The sequence below is a fragment of the Nocardia sp. NBC_01388 genome (assembly GCF_045040085.1).
Lineage (GTDB): Bacteria > Actinomycetota > Actinomycetes > Mycobacteriales > Mycobacteriaceae > Nocardia.
In genome coordinates this window covers 5160844-5177875 of record NZ_CP109553.1, presented here as the reverse complement: position 1 = coordinate 5177875, position 17032 = coordinate 5160844, and the positions used below count along the sequence as shown (strand labels likewise).

The following is a 17032-nucleotide window of genomic DNA, read 5'->3' as shown; positions in this document are numbered from 1 at the left end:
CTCGTGTCTACACGAGCCGATGGCAGGGCGGATGACGAACTCCGCGAGGTAAAGATCACCCGGGGCTTCACCTCGCATCCGGCGGGTTCGGTGCTGGTGGAATTCGGTGGAACGCGGGTCATGTGCACCGCGAGCGTCACCGATGGGGTGCCGCCGTGGCGTCGCGATTCCGGATTGGGCTGGCTCACGGCCGAATACGCCATGCTGCCCGCCGCCACCCACACCCGTTCCGGCCGCGAGTCGGTCAAGGGCCGGGTCGGCGGTCGCACCCAGGAGATCTCCCGGCTCATCGGCCGTTCGCTGCGCGCCTGCATCGATCTGGCCGCCATCGGTGAGAACACCATCGCCCTCGACTGCGACGTGCTGCAGGCCGACGGCGGCACCCGCACCGCCGCCATCACCGGCGCGTACGTGGCGCTCTCGGACGCCGTCACCTACCTGGCCGCCGCCGGCAAGCTGAACGATCCGCAGCCCATCTCCTGCGGTATCGCCGCCGTGAGCGTCGGCGTGGTCGACGGCCGGGTGCGCCTGGACCTTCCGTACGAGGAGGATTCGCGCGCCGAGGTCGATATGAATGTGGTGGCCACCGATACCGGCACCCTGGTCGAGATCCAGGGCACCGGCGAAGGCGCCACCTTCCCGCGCTCCACCCTCGACAAGCTGCTCGATTCCGCGCTCGCCGGGTGTGAGCAGCTGTTCGTGGTGCAGAAGGAAGCGCTCGCGCTGCCGTATCCGGGCGTGCTCCCCGCGCCGTCCGAGGCGAAGAAGAAGTCCTGATGTCGCGCCGGGTGCTGGTCGCCAGCCGTAATGCCAAGAAGCTGAACGAATTGCGCCGCATTCTCGACGAGGCTGGTATCGCTGGCATCGAAATCGTCGGCCTGAACGATGTGCCGCCGTACGACGAGGCTCCCGAAACCGGTGCGACCTTCGAGGAGAACGCGCTCGCCAAGGCGCGGGACGGCTTCGCCGCCACCGGAATGCCCTGTGTCGCAGATGATTCCGGTATCGCGGTGGATGCGCTCAACGGTATGCCCGGGGTACTGTCGGCCCGCTGGTCCGGCACGCACGGCAATGACGAGGCCAACAACACGCTGCTGCTGGCCCAGCTCGGCGATGTCCCCGACGAGCGGCGCGGCGGCGGCTTCGTCTCCGCCTGTGCGCTCGTCGCCGACGGTGTGGAAGAGGTCGTGCGCGGCGAATGGCCCGGCGTCATCGCCCGAAAGCCGGTGGGCGACGGCGGTTTCGGTTATGACCCGCTGTTCGTTCCCGAGGGCGGCACGGTCTCCGCGGCCCAGCTCACCCCGGCCGAGAAGGACGCCGCCTCGCACCGCGGCCGCGCCCTGCGGCAGCTGCTTCCGGCGCTGCAGGCCCTGGCGGACAACTGATTTCAGCAGAAAAAGCGCTCCCCTCCGCGGAGGGGAGCGCTTTTGCGTTGCGGTGATTCAGCGCATCGCGGGTGCTTCAGAGCCCGAAGGCGGCCTTCACTTCCTTGGTCCGCATGTGCTCGAACACGAAGGACAGGAACGGAATCGTGCCGGCCAGGCAGGTCAGTGCCGTGGTGACCGGCTTCCAGCGCGCCTTGATGCCCAGGTCGATGGTGAAGACCAGGTACAGCATGTAGAAGATGCCGTGGATCTGACCGACATAGAACAGCCAGTGCGGTGCGGTGTGGCTGTCGGCCAGGATCAGGTACTTGTAGATGACCTCACCGGTCAGTACCAGCAGCCAGATGCCGGTGATCCAGGCCAGCGTGCGGTAGCGCAGGAGCGCGCCGCGGATCTTCTCGGGCGCGGCTGCGCCGAGCGGGCGGGGCGCGAGGGTGGTTTCACCGGTCGCGACGGGGGCCTCGGAGTTGTCGCGCGCGGTCACCCGGCGCTCCTTTCAGGATGGTTGCGCAGCCCGGCGTCCGTGATCTGCTGATCGAGGTCGCCGGCATGCAGTTCGGCCAGGTATTTGTTGTATTCGGCGACCTGGGGATCGTCATTGGTCGCCGACTTCGGTCGCTCCGGCAGCAATCCGGCCGGAATCTCGCGCGCCACAACCGGTTTCGGCCTTCTGGCGCGTGGAGTGACGACGGGTTCCGCAGCGCTCGCAGCGGAATCGCCGACGGCCGGTGCGGAATCGGCCGCAGCCTCCGGCGCACTGTCCTCCCGGGCCTCCTGCTCGAGTCGCACGAACCGGAAGTACGCCCACACCACGAACCCAGCGAAAAGCGGCCACTGCAGCGCATAGCCCAGGTTCTGCCCCGTGCCACTACCGGATTCGAAGCGCCCCCACTGCCACCACCCCAGACCCAGGCAGGCCACGAACGCCACGATCACGAAGATGATCAGAGCCGGGCGGCGGTGAGGAGCGGACACGACAACCAAGGTACCCGCCTACTACGTCTTGCGTAGTAGGCGGGCTGTTCCGCCTCCCCGAACCTTTAGCGCGCAGCTCGGGGGCCGTTGGCGATCGTGCACGCGTGGTGCGGTTGGGAGCCGGGACTATTTTGGGGGTACCCCAGGAGTTACCCGGCCCGCACGAAATACGTCGTCACGTTCGAGGGCGTCGATCAACCGAGCCCTAGAACTTGTAGGTGACTCCAGTTAGGCGCTCGGACTCTTCCCACTCCCCGAACCTTCAGCGCACAGCTCGGGAGCCGTTGGCGATCGTGCACGCGTGGTGCGGTTGGGAGCCGGGACTATTTTGGGGGTACCCCAGGAGTTACCCGGCCCGCACGAAATACGTCGTCACGTTCGAGGGCGTCGATCAACCGAGCCCTGGAACTTGTAGGTGACTCCAGTTAGGCGCTCGGACTCTTCCCGCTCCCCGAACCTTTAGCGCGCAGCTCGGGAGCCGTTGGCGATCGTGCACGCGTGGTGCGGTTGGGAGCCGGGACTATTTTGGGGGTACCCCAGGAGTTACCCGGCCCGCACGAAATACGTCGTCACGTTCGAGGGCGTCGATCAACCGAGCCCTAGAACTTGTAGGTGACTCCAGTTAGGCGCTCGGACTCTTCCCACAGTCGGCGCCAGAGGTCCTGGTTCTGGGACAGCTTGCTGGAGGGGGCCGCCTCGACCGGGCCCTTGGTGCCGCCCAGGCGGGCGGGGCCCCAGTAGACGGTGGGGTCGGCGTCGGGGACGGTCGCCGCGAAAAGTGAGGAGTACGCCGCGTGCTCGGGGGATTGGCCGATGAGCCGGACGAAGGGCTTGGAGATCTTGTCCAGTGGGGTTTCGGTGCGGGCGAACAGATCGGTGGCCGAGACGCCCGGGTGCACGGTGTAGGACCGCTTGGGCGAATCGGCCGCGGTCAGTCGCCGCTGCAGTTCCCGCCCGAACATCAGATTCGACAGCTTGGACTGCGCGTAGGCGAGATTGCGCTGATAGCGCCGGTGCTCGTAATTGAGGTCGTCGACCCACAGCTTCGGGGTCTGCCGGTGCGCGATGGAGGCGATGGAGACGACCCGGTCGTGAATCTTGTCCAGCAGCAGCCCGGTCAGCGCGTAGTGGCCGAGATGGTTGACGCCCCACTGGGTTTCGAACCCGTCCTCGGTGCGCGAGAACGGCACGTTCATCAGGCCGGCATTATTGATGAGCACATCGAATTCGCCTGTGCTGTCGGCGAATTCGCGAATGGAGGCGAGGCTGGCGAGATCCAGCGCCGCGACCTTCACATCACCCTCGATGCGGTCGGCCACCTGCTGCGCCTTGGCGGCATTGCGGCAGGCCATGATGACGGTCGCGCCCTTGCTCGCGAGCACCCTGGTGGTCTGCTCGCCGATCCCGCCATTGGCGCCGGTGATGACGAAGGTGCGCCCGGACTGATCCGAGATTTCGCTGGGCTTCCATGCCATGGCTGTTGACCTCACGGGTTCGGCGTTCGGCGTGCGCCGGCGCACGCGTCGATGAAATTCCCCTGACCTTACTCCAGAGTAAGTTCAGGCGGTAGACCGACTCGACCCGCCACGCCCTGGTTCCGGCTCAGCAGTACCCGGCTCAGCCCAGCATCCCCTCGAGCGCCAGCGAGCGCGCCGGTTGCCGCAGCTTCTGCATGGCCTTGGCCTCGATCTGCCGAATCCGCTCCCGGGACACCCCGAAGATCCGGCCGACCTCCTCCAGCGTCCGTGGTTCGCAACCGTCCAGACCGTAGCGCAGCGCGATCACCTGCGCCTCCCGCTCGGGCAGCCCGGACAGCGCCACCCCCAGCTGCCCGCGCAGCGCGCCGTCGGTGACGGTCACCGACGGGTCCGGGCCATTGTCGGCAATGAGCGCGCCGAGCTCGGCATTGTCGCTGTCGCCGATCGGGGTGTGCAGCGAAATCGGTTCGCGCGCATGGCTGAGCACCTCCCGGACCTGCAGCACGGACATATCGAGTTCCTCGGCCAGTTCCTCGGTGCTGATATCCCGGCCCATTCGCTGTGACAGCGTCCGCTCGGTGCGGATGACCCGGTTCATCACATCGGCCACATGCGCCGGCAGGCGGATGGTGCGGCCCTGATCGGTCAGTGCCCGCCCGATGGATTGCCGGATCCACCAGGTGGCATAGGTCGAAAGTTTCAGTCCGCGGCGATGATCGAACTTGTCCACCGCGCGCATCAGCCCCAGCGTGCCCTCCTGCACCAGATCCAGCAGTGACATGCCGGTCGGGGTGGGGTAGCGCTTGGCGATGGAGACGACCAGGCGCAGATTGGCGCGCACCATGTGGTCCTTGGCCCGCAGTCCGTCCGCCACCGTCCGCTGCAGCGCACGCCGCTGCGCGGCGGTGAATTCGATTGCCGCGCCGTCCGACTCGTCGAGGCGCTGCCGGGCGGCCACTCCGGCCGCAATGCGCTCGCCGAGCTCGAACTCATGCGTGCCGGTCAGCAGGGGGGTACCGCCGATTTGGCGCAGGTAGTCCTTGATGGCGTCGTCGCTGACGGTGAGCGTCATGGAGGTTGCTCCCTTCCGGCGGGTGGTGCTGGCTGCCATGGCGATGCGGGTCATTGCGGGGAGTCCCCTTCATTTGTACTCGCCGGTCTCGACGGCGGGGACAAATATATGAACGACCTAAAAATATGTCAACAATGAATTTGTGACGGAATCAGCTATGCTCATGGGCATGAGCGCGCAGACCACCGAAGCCGGTAATCGTCCGCTGGGTCTTCGGGAGCGGAAGAAGTTGCAGACCAGGCAGAACATCTCCAATACCGCCACCCTGCTGTTCCTCGAGCACGGCTTCGACACGGTGACCATCGCCGATATCGCCGCAGCCGCCGATGTCGCCAAAATGACCGTGACCAATTACTTCCCGCGCAAGGAAGACCTGGTCCTGGACGTGCACGATGAGTTCGTGGCGAGTCTCGCGCGCACGGTCCGGGATCGGCGGCCGGGCGAATCGGCGCTGGCCGCACTGCGCCGGGACTATCTCGCCGCCGTGGCCGCACAGGCCGCGCTGATCGGGTTCTCCGGGCCGGATTTCGCGCGGCTCATCACCGGCAGCCCGGCCCTGGTCGCGCGCCTGCGCGAATTCCACGAGGAACGCGAGCGGCTGCTCGCTCTGGCGCTGGCCGAGGAAACCGGGGCTGCGGCAGGCGATTTCACCCCGAATATCGCCGCGGCCCTGCTCGGCGGCGTACACCGCGCCCTCTTCGAGGAGACCGTCCGCCGCACCGTGGACGGCGAAGCCAACGATGTCATCGCGGCCGCCCTGACCGGCTGTATCGGCGGCGCTTTCGACACGCTCGAGCCGTCCCTCGGCGGTTATGCGGTCCGAGCAAACTGATCGCCCTGTTTTCCGTGTCGTTGCTGTGTACTCGCTGGTGAGCGCCACATACTGAGCCGATGACCGGTGCCAGCGCGGCCGTTGCCCCCTCCGTGCCCCAGCCTTTGAGCCGGGCCCGAATCAACATCATCTTCGCGACCGTGGTGCTCGGGATGCTCATGGCGGCACTCGATTCCACCATTGTCGCCACGGCGCTGCCGACCATCGTCGCCGACCTCGGCGGCGCGGGGCATATGGCGTGGGTGGTCACCGCCTATCTGGTGGCCGAGGCGATCGCCACCGCGCTGGCCGGAAAATTCGGTGACCTCTTCGGCCGCAAACTGGTCTTCCAGCTCAGCGGCTTCATCTTCATTCTCGGCTCGGTCATCGCCGGCATGGCACACGGTATGGACCTGCTGATCGCGGCCCGGGCGGTGCAGGGCCTGGGCGCGGGCGGGCTCATGGTCACCTCGATGGCCCTGATCGCCGATGTGATTCCGCTGCGCGAGCGCGGCCAGTACCAGGGTGCGCTGGGCGCGGTCTTCGGTGTGACCACGGTGATCGGCCCGACGCTGGGCGGCCTGTTCACCGACCACCTGAGCTGGCGCTGGTGCTTCTATGTGAACGTGCCCATCGCGATCATCATGATTGTTGTTGCGGCACGGACGATTCCGGTCGTGCGCAATGCGGTGAAGCCGATCGTCGACTACCTCGGCATCGCCCTCATCTCGATCGGCGTCACCTGCCTGATCCTCGGATTGGAGTGGGGCGGACAGGAATACGCCTGGGGCTCGGCCACCATCCTCGGCCTGTTCGCGGCCTCGGCGATCGCGCTCGCGGCCTTCGTCGCGGTGGAACTAAGGGCCGAAGAGCCCATGCTGCCGATGCGGCTGTTCCGCAGCAATGTCTTCACCGTCTGCTCGATCCTGAGCTTCATCGTCGGCTTCGCCATGCTCGGTGCGATGACGTATCTGCCCGCCTTCCTGCAGTACGTGAAGGGCGTGTCGGCGACCGCCTCCGGACTGCAGACGCTGCCGCTGGTGGTCGGGTTGTTCACCACCTCGATCATCTCCGGCACCATTGTCGGCCGGACCGGGCGCTACAAGCTCTTTCCCATCGCGGGCACGGCGATCATGGCGCTCGGCCTGTTCCTCATGTCCACCATGAACGCGAGCACGAGTTTCTGGTTGCAGTCGCTGTACATGCTGGTGCTGGGTCTGGGCATCGGCCTGGCCATGCAGGTGCTGACCATCGCGGTGCAGAACAGCGTGCCCTACTCGGATCTGGGCACCGCCACCTCCGGGGTGACCTTCTTCCGCACCATCGGCAGTGCGTTCGGCACCACCATCTTCGGCACGCTGTACGCGAACAAGATCGGCCCGAATCTCGCTGCCGCGCTGATGGAGGCGAAGGTGCCGCCGGAGGTCGCCCAGAATCCGCAGGCGCTGCGCGACCTGCCGCGGCCGCAGGCCCTGCCGATCATCGACGCGTACGCCACCTCCATCGACTATGTCTTCCGCTGGGTGGTGCCGGTCGCACTGCTGGGCTTCGCGATCGCGTGGTTTCTGAAGGAGGTGCCGCTGCGCGACAGTTCCCGCGGCGTCGCTTCCGATGTGGGCGAGGGCTTCTCGGTCCCGGATTCGGGAGATCGCGTGGTGCAGCTGGAGCGGGCCATCGCCCCGGTGCTGCGGAAGCTGCGCGACAATGCGGTGCCGGATTCGGGAATCCTTGCGGCAGCGGGCAGTTCGCTGACCCGCGACGAGGCGTGGGCACTCGGTCAGGTGCGCATGTACCAGCGCCTGCGTGGTTCGGCGACTGTCGGTGTCATCGCTCGAACCCATTGGGTGCCGGAGGAAATCATCGAACCGACCTACGCCAAGGCGCAGCAGGACGGACTGCTGCAGCGTGACGGTGACGTGCTGACCCTGACCGATCGCGGCGTGCAGGAGATCGACCGGGTGCAGATCGCCTGGAAGCGCTGGATCGAAAGTCAGTTGGACGACTGGGATCTCAGCGATCCTAAGGACCGCGTCCTGATGGATCAGGCCATCGACAATATTGCCACCAAACTGCTCGACGAGGCAGACCGCCCGGAGACCGCGACTCGCTGAGTCACCGGACGACCGGTGCCCCGCTGCGGACAACCGCAGCGGGGCACTGTGTTTCAGGGCCTCAGGCGTTGACGCGGACCGGCTGCACCGGCGCCTCCCAATCGATCCGGAAGCGCTGCTCATGGCCCATCGTCTTCTCCGGGTTCATGCGCTTGAGCGCCATCGGCATGACCACACCCATGACGGCGCGGGTGACCGGACCCGCCGCCTTGGTGTGGTTCATTCGCTTCACCCGATTGGCGACGCCCTCCACCCGCGGCCGCCGCAGCGCCTCGTAGGTGGCGAAAGCCGCTGTCGGATCATCGATATCGCGCAGGCAGCGGGCCAGCTCGATCGCGCTCTCGATGGCCATGGAACCACCCTGCCCGGAGGTATTGCTCGGTGCGTGCACGGCATCACCGGTGAGCACCATGCGCCCGCGGTACCAGTGCGGTACCGGCGGCATGATCTGCAGCGCACCGACCACGACCAGATCCTCCGGCTTGGTATTGCGGGCCAGTTCGGCGCCGGGGATGTCATCGGCGTAGACCTCGCGCAGGATGCGCAGCCATTCCTCATTGGACACGGTGCGGGCCTCGCTCAGCGAAAGGTACTGCTCGTGCGGCAGATTCGCGCCCCAAGCGATGCGGCCGTCGGGCATGGTCCAATAGAGGTAGTAGGCCCGCTTGCCGAAGGCGAAGATCATATTCCCCGGCGCGAGGTCGAGCGAGCCCCCCTCGAGGTACGCACCGAAGCCCAGCATTCGAAGGTACTGCGCGTCCGGCGCATTCGGGTCGATGAGCGTGCGCACGGTGGAGCGGATGCCGTCCGCGCCGATCAGCACATCGCCCGTGGCGCTGGTGCCGTCGGCGAAGTGCGCGGTAATGCCATCGGCATGCTCCTCGACATCGATCAGGCGCTTGCTGTACTCGAACTGCACGCCCGCGGCGACCGCGACGTCATGCAGTGCGATGTGCAGATCGGGCCGGTCGACCAGTTGCAGCGGCTCCACCCCGGACAGGCCGGGCAGCCGCAGATGCTTGTTGTTGACGGCCATCGATTGCGCGGTGATCGGTGCGGCGACGGCGCGGATCGCATCCCCGGCGCCGATGACGTCCAGGGCGGCCATCCCATTGGGGGCCAGTGCGAGGTTGGAACCGACGCCATAGGCGGGACCGGGGTAGGCCTCGAAGACGCGGGCCTGGATGCCCGCCTTGTGCAGTGCGGTCGCGGTGACGGGTCCGGAGATGCCGCCGCCGATGACGAGGGCGGTACGGACAGCCGAGCTTGTTTCAGACATGGGTTGTCTCCCTTGAGACTTCGAAAGAGCAGGGTGAGATAACCCCGAATCGGAGCGCGTGCGGAGAACCCAGTTATCCTGTAGTTGCCAAACTCGGTACGAGTTCGCCTGCACGGGCGCGGATCGGGAAGGTATTCCCGGGTCTCGGCGGTGGTGTTGCAGCACCTTCGCCGGGGCCCGGTTCTTGTGTCGTCCGGTATTCAGTCCGGTGGCGGCTGCGCGCCGGGCATTCCCCCCTTCACCTGTTCGACCGCTTCCGCGGGTGTGAGCCCGTCGCGATGGTACGACCGCCACAGTTCGACCTCGGGGAAGCTGCCGTCGACGAGCGAATCGCGCAGGGCTCGCGCCCAGGCGGTCTCGGCCTCCAGCATCGTCAGCTCATAGTCCTCTTCGACCAGGAAAAGGTGCGGCACCGCACCTTTCAGAGCGGCCAGCTGCGTGCGGCCGGCGGTGGAGCGAGCCTCCAGCTTGGCGATTCGCGCGGTGAGCAGTTCGATCACATCATCGGGCGGGAGCACCGAGACTACGGACAGCCCGGCCATGAACGGCCGCTGCTCGGGTTCCGGATCGGAGATGAGTTCCCTTGTCCAGTCGGCCAATTCGGCACGACCGGCATCGGTGATCCGGTAGATGGTGCGTTCGGGGCGGGCGCCGTCGCGTTCACTGCCGGTGATCTCGAGGAAACCGTGTTTGGTGAGGTTGTCCACCACGGTGTACAGCGAGCCCCACTTGACGCCCATATCGTGGTCCTTGCCGAACTCCCGCAACTTTCCGGCGATCTCATAGCGATGCATCGGCTGGATGGCGAGCACCGACAGCACCGCCAGTGCCATCAGATTCCCTACCTTGCGCTTGCGAGCCATTCTGCCCACCTCCTCTGTACTCGTCTACGAATATACGTCCACGAGTATTCGTCTACAAGTACTCGGCGCAAAGAAAAACGCACCCCTTGCCGCGGGTACGGCGAGGGGTGCGCGTGGGAAGCGGGCGTCAGGTGATCGCGAAGCGGGACCGCAGATAGTCGGAGGTGGGCTGATCGGCCGGGAGGAAAGCCTCCAGATGCAGCTCGGCCAGGGTGATGTCGGTGGCCGTGGCGAACGAGGTGATGGTGGTGATCAGCCCCAGCTCACCGGCCTCGTTGCGCAATCGCAGCGGTACCGCGAAACCCAGGTGGTTCGGGCCGGGATCGACCGGCGGCAGATAGCTCTCCAGTTCGGCGATGAGCGCGCCGAGATCCGGATCCGGACTGCGGGCCGCGCGATTACGCAGGCTGTCGGTGACATGACGACCCCATTCGGGCAGATTCACCACCCGCCGGGCCAGGCCGTCGGGATGCAGGGCCAGCCGCAGCACATTGAGGGGCGGTTGCAGCAGCTCCGGCGCCGCCCCCTCGGCGAGCACCTCGAAGGCCGCATTGGCCGCCACCAGAATGCCGAACGGGCGGGTCACCACGGCCGGATAGGGGAGATGGCCGTGCAGGATGGTGTCCAGCGCATGCCGCACCGCGCCGAGTTCCGGTGCGTCCAAAGCGGATTCGGGGAAGGCAGGCGCGTATCCGGCGGCCAGCAGCAGACCGTTGCGCTCGCGCAGCGACAGTCCCAGCGACTCCGCCAGCCGGACCACCATGGTCCGTCCCGGATGTGAGCGCCCCTGCTCCAGGAAGCTCAGATAGCGCTGACTGGTCTCCGCGCTGATGGCGAGATCCAGCTGGCTGATCCGCCGCCGGGTGCGCCAGTGCCGCAACTGCTGTGCGAACGGGGTCGCCGTCGTCGCCACCGCCATGATCGTCATTCCTCTACTGTGTGCGCCCCGGTGCCGGCGGGCGATTCCCTGCAGGGAATGACAAGCGCGGCCGCATGATCATTCCCTGCGGGGAATCGCGCCGCTCGCCACCGCCGAACAGACTCTGTGCCATGAGCAATCGAGTCGACAACAGCAGCCTGGCCACGCTGACCGAGCAGTACGTCGCCGTCTGGAACGAGGCCGATCAGCAGGCTCGCGTCAAACGTATCGCGGAGCTGTGGACCACCGAGGGCACCCACGTGCTGGTCGATCCGCCGCAGGTCATTCGCGAAACCGCTGCCGCCCTGAACTTCCCGACCCCGTACATGTCGGTGCGCGGCCACCGTGAACTGGATGCGCGGATCACCCGGGCCTACGAAATGTTCGTCGGCTCCGGCGAATTCGTCTTCCGGAGCCGTGGCGCGGCGCAGCGGCTCACGGAGGGTGTGGTCGGAATCGGCTGGGACATGGTCGCCGCCGACGGTTCGGTGGGTGGCGCGGGCTACGACGTGCTCGCGCTGGACGAGAACGGCCGGATCCACGCCGATCACCAGTACATCGGCCCCGCATAACAGACAACTTCGAGACGACTGCCACGGCTATTTTCAGGAGCACACCATGAATGCCATTGCCTACCACCTCGATCCGCGGCACGGGCTCGACGGGCTCACCACGCGCGCACAGTCGATCCCCGCGGCCGGACCGCATCAGGTGGTGGTGCGGGTGCGGGCCACCTCGCTCAATCGCCGCGACACCATGCTGATGGACGGTACCTACCCGGTGTCCTTCACGCCCGATACGGTGCCGCTGGTGGACGGCGTCGGTGAGGTGATCGCGCTGGGCGACGGCGTGACTCGCGCCGCGCTCGGCGATCGGGTCATGGGCACCTACTTCGTCGCCTGGACCGGCGGCCGGCAGACCCAGGCGCTGACCTCTCAGCAGTACGGCGCCAACCACAATGGCTGGCTCGCCAACTATGTGGTGCTGGAGGAGGATTCGGTCATGCAGGTGCCCGAGCACCTGACCGGCGAGGAGGCCGCGGCGCTCACCTGCGCCGGGCTGGTCGCCTGGGCGGCGCTCAGCAAGCCGATTCCGGCCGGACCGGGGGAGACCGTACTGACCGTGGGCACCGGTCCCGTGGGGCTCTTCGCGGTGCAGCACGCCAAAATGCTGGGCGCGCGGGTAATTTCGATCACCTCCTCGCCGGACAAGGCGGAGCGGTTGCGCAAGCTCGGCGCCGATGAGGTCATCGACCGCAGGGTGACTCCGGACTGGGAGCACGCGGTGAACGACCTCACCGGCGGTGACGGTGTGGAGCATGTGGTCGACGCGGTCGGCAAGCTCACGCTGCCCAAATCCCTTGCGGCAGCGGGCTACAACGCGATGGTTACGCTCATCGGCGCGTACCCGGCCCCGGCGGGACAGCCGCAGGGGGATCCGCTGGGCGGCAAGTACCTGACCTTGCGCCGCATCGCGGTCGGCAGCCGCGCCGATTTCGAGGGGATGAACCGCGCCATTGCCGAGCACCGCATGCGTCCGGTCATCGACCGGGTCTTCCCGTTCGAGCAGGCGGTCGAGGCCTACCGGTACTTCAACGAGGGCGACCCTTTCGGCAAGGTGGTTATCACGATCGCTTAATGTCGGAAAGATGCGGATATTTCTGGCGGGCGCCAGCGGCGTCCTCGGCTCTCGGCTGGTCCCGCTGCTCATTGCGGCGGGACACGATGTGGCGGGTATGACCCGCTCTCCGGAGAAGGCGCGGCGGCTGGCCGCCGCCGGCGCGGAACCGGTGGTATGCGATGTCTTCGATGCGGCGGCCCTGACCACCGCCGTCACCGAATACGGCCCCGAGTTGGTTATGCACCAGCTCACCGATCTGCCCGACGATCCGGCCCGACTGGCCGAGGGCCGCGCGGCCAATGCCCGCATTCGCAGGGAGGGCACCGCGAATCTGCTGGCCGCCGCCGAGGCGGCGGGGGTCTCCCGGATCATCGCCCAGAGCGTGGCCTGGGAGATGACCGGCGAAGGTCAGGTCTCCAAGGAATTCCTGGAGAAGTCGGTACGCGAGGCCGGCGGTGTGGTGCTGCGCTACGGCCAGTTCTACGGCCCCGGCACGTACTACCCGGACGCTCCGCCCGAGCCGCCCCGCATCCACCTCGACGAGGCCGCCGCCCGCACCGCCCGCGCCCTCGATCTGGCTCCCGGACTGTACGAACTCACCGATGCCGAGGGTCCGGAGTTCCTGCCGATCGTCTAGCCCGGTTCCGCCGCAACTGCTGCGGCACGGACGAATTCGCGAATGCGGACGCTGTTGTCGGCGGTCCGCCAGTGCAGTGCCCACCGCACCGGCGGGGCGTCACGCAGCGGCAGATACGCCACATCGGGGCGCGGGTGATAGCGCCGGGCATGCGCGCCGATCGGCAGTACGCCCTGACCCGCGCCGACGAGCGTGAGTTGTTCGGTGGCGGTGGCCGGGCCCTGTAGCACCGTGGTGTGCTCCAGGTCTGCGAATGTGACCGAACGGCGTTGCGCCAAAGAATGATTCGCGGGCACCGCGACTATCTGGGCTTCCGAGACCAGTACCGGTCCGGCGGTGATATCCGGTTCGGCCGACGTGACCATATCCAGTGCGATATCGATATCGCCCGCCCGCAGCCACGGAATCACCTGCGCGGGTTGGGCTTCCCGAATCCGCACGGCGCAATCGGGTAGTTGCTCCTGGAACAGTTCCTTTGCGCGGCTGAGCAATTGGCTCGTCGCGGCGTCCACGAAAGCGACCTCCAGCGTCCCACCGCGACCTCGCCCGGTATCGATGGTGTGCTGCACCGCCGCACCGATGCGATCCCAGGCCGGGCGCAGTTCCGCGTACAGCTCGCGGCCCGCCGGTGTGGCCGTCGCCCGCCTGCTGCTGCGATCGAAGAGTGGAACACCCAGCCGCCGTTCGAGTTTCGCGACGGTCTGGCTGACCCGGGCGGTCGAGATGCGCAGCCTTTCGGCCGTCCGGCCGAAGTGCAATTCCTCCACAAGGGTGAGGAAGACCTCGATTTCGTACCGCTCCAGCATGTGCCGCCTCCGCCTGGATCGTTAAGTAGTGCTTGACGATCGTTGCATATATCGATATTGATGCCGCCGGTGCGCGGGCGGAGGGTGAAGTGGTCCGCACAACCTCAGGAGTCACCGTGTTCGTCACCGAGCCCCACGCCCTGTCCGCCCCAGTTGCCGATACCGGCGCGATGGTGCGGGAGCTGCGCGATCGCGCAGAGATCAGCGATGCCCTGTACCGCTTCGCACTGGGACAGGACCTGCGGGACAAAGAGCTGTTCGCCTCGTCCTTCACCGCCGACGCCGAACTCGATTTCCAGCCGACCGCCGCGAAGTGGGGTGGTGTCGCCCCGCTCATGACCGGCCGCGACTTCATTGTCGACACCATCCTCGGCGGCTTCGCCGGGCGCGTCGACACCACGCATCAGGTGACCAATACCCGCATCGCGATCCAGGGCGATACCGCGCGACTCACCGCACTCGTGGAGGCGCAGCACCTGCTCACCGCCGATCACGGCACCTTCGCCCTGCTGAAGAATCGATACGACGTCGAACTGGTGCGCGAGGGCGGCCGGTGGCTCATGAGCCGGGTGCGCATCGAGAATGCGTGGTTCACCGGCGATCCAACAGCGATCTTTTAGCTATCGAAAGAAATAGATACTGAGCTGCAATATTACGGTGTCATGTAGCCAGTTAATGTTCCTAGCAAATCTGTGTAGCGTCCTGGAAGACGAGCTTTTCGGATCAGCAGGTCACCTGCTCGGTAATCGAAGGAGCTTCCGTGGCGCTCGGCGCCGTGCGTGAGAGACCCGCAGCGACAGACAACGACGGCACACCCGGAGTGGTGGAGACCGGCGAGATGTCCGCGCGCACACTGTTATTGATGCTGGTGCTGTCGCTCGGCATGGTATTCCTCCTGGTCGGCGGCAGTCTGCGCGCCGGGCTCGGCGGTAGCGGCGACGGTGCCGATACCCCGGCCACCCCCGGCTCCAGCTCGAAACAGCACCCGGCGAGCGCGGGGCCGCCGCCCCCGGCTGCCCCGGCCCCCGCCCCGGGGCCACCGCCCGCCGCCGCGCCGCCGCCACCCGCTCCGGAGCCGCAGGCGCCCGCGCCCGCCCCGCAGCAGCAGGCGCCGCAGGCTCCCGTCGCGCCGCCGGTCCAGATCGCCCCCGAGCCCGATCCGCCCGAGCCTGCCGCGCCGCCCCCGCCGCCGCCCCCGCCGATCATTCCGGACATTCTGGCGCCGATTCTGCCCTTCCTGCTGCCACCGCCCCCGCCACCCCCGCCGCCGGCCCCGTAGCGGAGGCCACGGCCAGAATCCGAAGGAAGGACAGCCATGCTCGGTAGCGCATACGAACCACAGGAGGCGCACGAAGGCGATATCAACCCGCGCGCACTCGCGGTGGTCGCGGTCGTATCGGGACTCATGGCACTGGCCATCGGGGCCGGCATGCTGCTCACCGGCTCCGGCGACAGCACGACGGCGGAGGTGCAGCCGGTGCACCGCGCGCCCGTGCAGCACCATCCCCCGAAGCCTCACCTGCCCTCCGCGCCGCCCGCCTCCGCGCCGCCCGCCTCCGCGCCGCCCGCCGTCGCGCCGCCCGCCGCCGCGATCCCGCCCGCCGCCGCAGCGCCGCCTGCCGCCCCAGCAGAGGCCGTGCTCCCGCCGGGAGCCCCGCATCCGGTCCAAGCCCCCGTCCTCGTGGCCCCAGAACTGTTCTCGCCGTACATGACTCGCGTCCCACCCCCACCCGCACCGCCCGTGGCCGCCGCCGCACCCGCAGCGGTCCCGCCACCAGCGCCGGCCCCTCCGCCACCGCCCGCACCCTGAGTGACGCCTGCACTCTGACCGCCGCCTGCGGCTGGGCGGGAGCCTGCGGGCAGACCGGAGCCTGCGGGCAGACCGGAGCCTGCGGGCAGACCGGAGCCTGCGGGCAGACCGGAGCCTGCGGGCAGACCCGAGCCTGCGGGCAGACCCGAGCCCGCGGGCAGAGCCTGCGCGTAGACCGGAGCCTGCGCGTAGACCGGAGCCTGCGCGTAGACCGGAGCCTGCGCGTAGACCGGAGCCTGCGGGCAGACCGGAGCCTGCGGGCAGACCCGAGCCCGCGGGCAGAGCCTGCGCGTAGACCGGAGCCTGCGCGTAGACCGGAGCCTGCGGGCGGACCGGAGCCTGCGCGTAGACCGGAGCCTGTGTCTTGACCGCCGCCTTGCGTCGTGACCGGAGCCCGCGCCTTGACCGGAGCCCGCGCCGTGACCGCGCGGGCTACAGCCCCGAAACGCCTGCGATCTGGCCGATTCCATACGTGACCGCCATGGCCAGCGCGCCACCGATCACCACTCGCAGCACCGCGCGCGCCGCATTGCCGCCGCCGAGTCGCGCGCTCACCGAGCCGGTGAGGGCCAGCGCGACCAGCACGGCCGCGAAGGTGACCGGGATCCGCCAGGAGGTCGGCGGTAGCAGAATCGCGAGCAGCGGCAGTAGCGCACCGACCGTGAAGGATACGGCGGAGGACAGCGCCGCATGCCAGGGATTGGTGAGTTCGCCCGGGTCCAAGCCCAATTCGACCTCGGCATGCGCCTGGAACGCATCATGCGCGGTGAGCTCCTCCGCCACCTTGCGCGCGGTCTCCGCGGACAGGCCCTTGCCCTCATAGATCTGCGTGAGTTCGGCGAGCTCGTACTCCGGCTCCTCGGCCAGCTCCCGCCGCTCCTTGGCCAGCAGCGCCCTCTCGGAATCGCGCTGCGTACTCACCGACACGTATTCACCGACGGCCATGGAGATCGCCCCCGCGGTCAGCCCGGCAATACCGGCCGTGAGAATCGCGGACGATTCGGTCGTCGCCGCCGCGACACCCACCACCAGCCCGGCAGTCGACACGATCCCGTCATTGGCCCCCAGCACCCCGGCCCGCAACCAGTTCAGCCGCGACGCGAGCCCCTCGGCATGCGGTTCGTGCGGATGCGATGCCCCGCTCTCGGGCGCGCCGACATTCGTATCGTCCACGCAGGCAGCCTATGTCAGCGTGTGGCGGCATTGTGGCAGCTGACGATCGGGCGGCGGGGCGGTGGCAGTAGCCCGCGGAGTGCGGCCGGGTTG

General features: G+C 67.7%; 19 protein-coding genes. 10 read left to right on the top strand and 9 right to left on the bottom strand.

Features of this window, described 5'->3' with window-relative positions; translation table 11 throughout:
* Positions 1-3 precede the first annotated feature (3 nt).
* Entirely contained in the window at positions 4-777 is a 774-nt protein-coding gene (rph, locus tag OG716_RS25440) for a ribonuclease PH (RefSeq protein ID WP_405133252.1), read from the top strand.
* A complete protein-coding gene (locus tag OG716_RS25435; protein WP_405133251.1) occupies positions 777-1385 on the top strand; it encodes a non-canonical purine NTP pyrophosphatase in 609 nt (202 codons plus the stop codon). The genes rph and OG716_RS25435 overlap by 1 nt, the downstream gene beginning before the upstream one ends.
* Positions 1386-1461: 76 nt before the next feature.
* Here OG716_RS25435 and OG716_RS25430 read toward each other — a convergent pair whose 3' ends face one another.
* From OG716_RS25430 to OG716_RS25415, 4 genes are all read right to left on the bottom strand, one after another.
* Entirely contained in the window at positions 1462-1869 is a 408-nt protein-coding gene (locus OG716_RS25430; RefSeq protein WP_297623555.1) for a DUF3817 domain-containing protein, read from the bottom strand.
* Positions 1866-2369: a transcriptional regulator gene (locus tag OG716_RS25425; RefSeq protein ID WP_405133250.1), complete on the bottom strand. Its 504-nt coding sequence runs from the start codon at positions 2367-2369 to the stop codon at positions 1866-1868. Before OG716_RS25425 ends, OG716_RS25430 begins: the two co-directional genes overlap by 4 nt.
* A 590-nt stretch (positions 2370-2959) precedes the next feature.
* Positions 2960-3835: an oxidoreductase gene (locus tag OG716_RS25420; RefSeq protein WP_405133249.1), complete on the bottom strand. Its 876-nt coding sequence runs from the start codon at positions 3833-3835 to the stop codon at positions 2960-2962.
* A 142-nt stretch (positions 3836-3977) separates the two neighbouring features.
* A complete protein-coding gene (locus tag OG716_RS25415) occupies positions 3978-4964 on the bottom strand; it encodes an RNA polymerase sigma factor RpoD/SigA (RefSeq protein ID WP_405133248.1) in 987 nt (328 codons plus the stop codon).
* A gap of 88 nt (positions 4965-5052) precedes the next feature.
* On the opposite strand from OG716_RS25415, the gene OG716_RS25410 reads away from it, so the two are divergent.
* Together OG716_RS25410 and OG716_RS25405 are read left to right on the top strand one after the other, a co-directional pair.
* Positions 5053-5742, top strand: a complete 690-nt coding sequence (locus tag OG716_RS25410) for a TetR/AcrR family transcriptional regulator (protein ID WP_405133247.1) — start codon at positions 5053-5055, stop codon at positions 5740-5742.
* Between the two features lie 59 nt (positions 5743-5801).
* Positions 5802-7832 (top strand): MDR family MFS transporter, encoded by a 2031-nt coding sequence (locus OG716_RS25405; RefSeq protein WP_405133246.1) that lies wholly within the window; start codon positions 5802-5804, stop codon positions 7830-7832.
* Between the two features lie 61 nt (positions 7833-7893).
* On the opposite strand, the gene OG716_RS25400 is transcribed toward OG716_RS25405, so the two are convergent.
* From OG716_RS25400 to OG716_RS25390, 3 genes are all read right to left on the bottom strand, one after another.
* Positions 7894-9111 carry an FAD-dependent monooxygenase gene (locus OG716_RS25400; protein WP_405133245.1) on the bottom strand — a complete coding sequence of 406 codons (1218 nt, stop codon included), beginning with the start codon at positions 9109-9111 and terminating at the stop codon, positions 7894-7896.
* A gap of 200 nt (positions 9112-9311) precedes the next feature.
* On the bottom strand, positions 9312-9974 hold the full coding sequence (locus OG716_RS25395; RefSeq protein WP_405133244.1) for a PadR family transcriptional regulator: 663 nt from the start codon (positions 9972-9974) through the stop codon (positions 9312-9314).
* 127 nt (positions 9975-10101) lie between these two features.
* Positions 10102-10902: a helix-turn-helix domain-containing protein gene (locus OG716_RS25390; protein ID WP_405133243.1), complete on the bottom strand. Its 801-nt coding sequence runs from the start codon at positions 10900-10902 to the stop codon at positions 10102-10104.
* Positions 10903-11024: 122 nt separating this feature from the next.
* On the opposite strand from OG716_RS25390, the gene OG716_RS25385 reads away from it, so the two are divergent.
* The 3 genes from OG716_RS25385 to OG716_RS25375 are packed head-to-tail and all read left to right on the top strand — an operon-like array spanning position 11025 to position 13150.
* On the top strand, positions 11025-11465 hold the full coding sequence (locus OG716_RS25385; RefSeq protein ID WP_405133242.1) for a hypothetical protein: 441 nt from the start codon (positions 11025-11027) through the stop codon (positions 11463-11465).
* 46 nt (positions 11466-11511) lie between these two features.
* Positions 11512-12531 carry an NAD(P)-dependent alcohol dehydrogenase gene (locus tag OG716_RS25380; protein WP_405133241.1) on the top strand — a complete coding sequence of 340 codons (1020 nt, stop codon included), beginning with the start codon at positions 11512-11514 and terminating at the stop codon, positions 12529-12531.
* A 10-nt stretch (positions 12532-12541) separates the two neighbouring features.
* On the top strand, positions 12542-13150 hold the full coding sequence (locus OG716_RS25375; protein WP_405133240.1) for an NAD(P)H-binding protein: 609 nt from the start codon (positions 12542-12544) through the stop codon (positions 13148-13150).
* Here the strand turns inward: OG716_RS25375 and OG716_RS25370 are convergent.
* Positions 13147-13956, bottom strand: coding sequence for a LysR family transcriptional regulator (locus OG716_RS25370; RefSeq protein WP_405133239.1), 810 nt, complete (start codon positions 13954-13956; stop codon positions 13147-13149). The two genes, OG716_RS25375 and OG716_RS25370, sit on opposite strands and share 4 nt — an antisense overlap.
* Before the next feature lie 32 nt (positions 13957-13988).
* Between OG716_RS25370 and OG716_RS25365 the strand changes: the two genes are divergently transcribed.
* The 3 genes from OG716_RS25365 to OG716_RS25355 all read left to right on the top strand — a co-directional run bounded on the left by OG716_RS25365 (position 13989) and on the right by OG716_RS25355 (position 15766).
* Positions 13989-14576: a nuclear transport factor 2 family protein gene (locus OG716_RS25365; protein ID WP_405133238.1), complete on the top strand. Its 588-nt coding sequence runs from the start codon at positions 13989-13991 to the stop codon at positions 14574-14576.
* A gap of 140 nt (positions 14577-14716) precedes the next feature.
* On the top strand, positions 14717-15235 hold the full coding sequence (locus OG716_RS25360; protein ID WP_405133237.1) for a hypothetical protein: 519 nt from the start codon (positions 14717-14719) through the stop codon (positions 15233-15235).
* Positions 15236-15271: 36 nt separating this feature from the next.
* Positions 15272-15766 (top strand): hypothetical protein, encoded by a 495-nt coding sequence (locus tag OG716_RS25355; RefSeq protein ID WP_405133236.1) that lies wholly within the window; start codon positions 15272-15274, stop codon positions 15764-15766.
* A 432-nt stretch (positions 15767-16198) separates the two neighbouring features.
* On the opposite strand, the gene OG716_RS25350 is transcribed toward OG716_RS25355, so the two are convergent.
* Positions 16199-16939 (bottom strand): VIT family protein, encoded by a 741-nt coding sequence (locus tag OG716_RS25350; RefSeq protein ID WP_405133235.1) that lies wholly within the window; start codon positions 16937-16939, stop codon positions 16199-16201.
* Positions 16940-17032 lie beyond the last annotated feature (93 nt).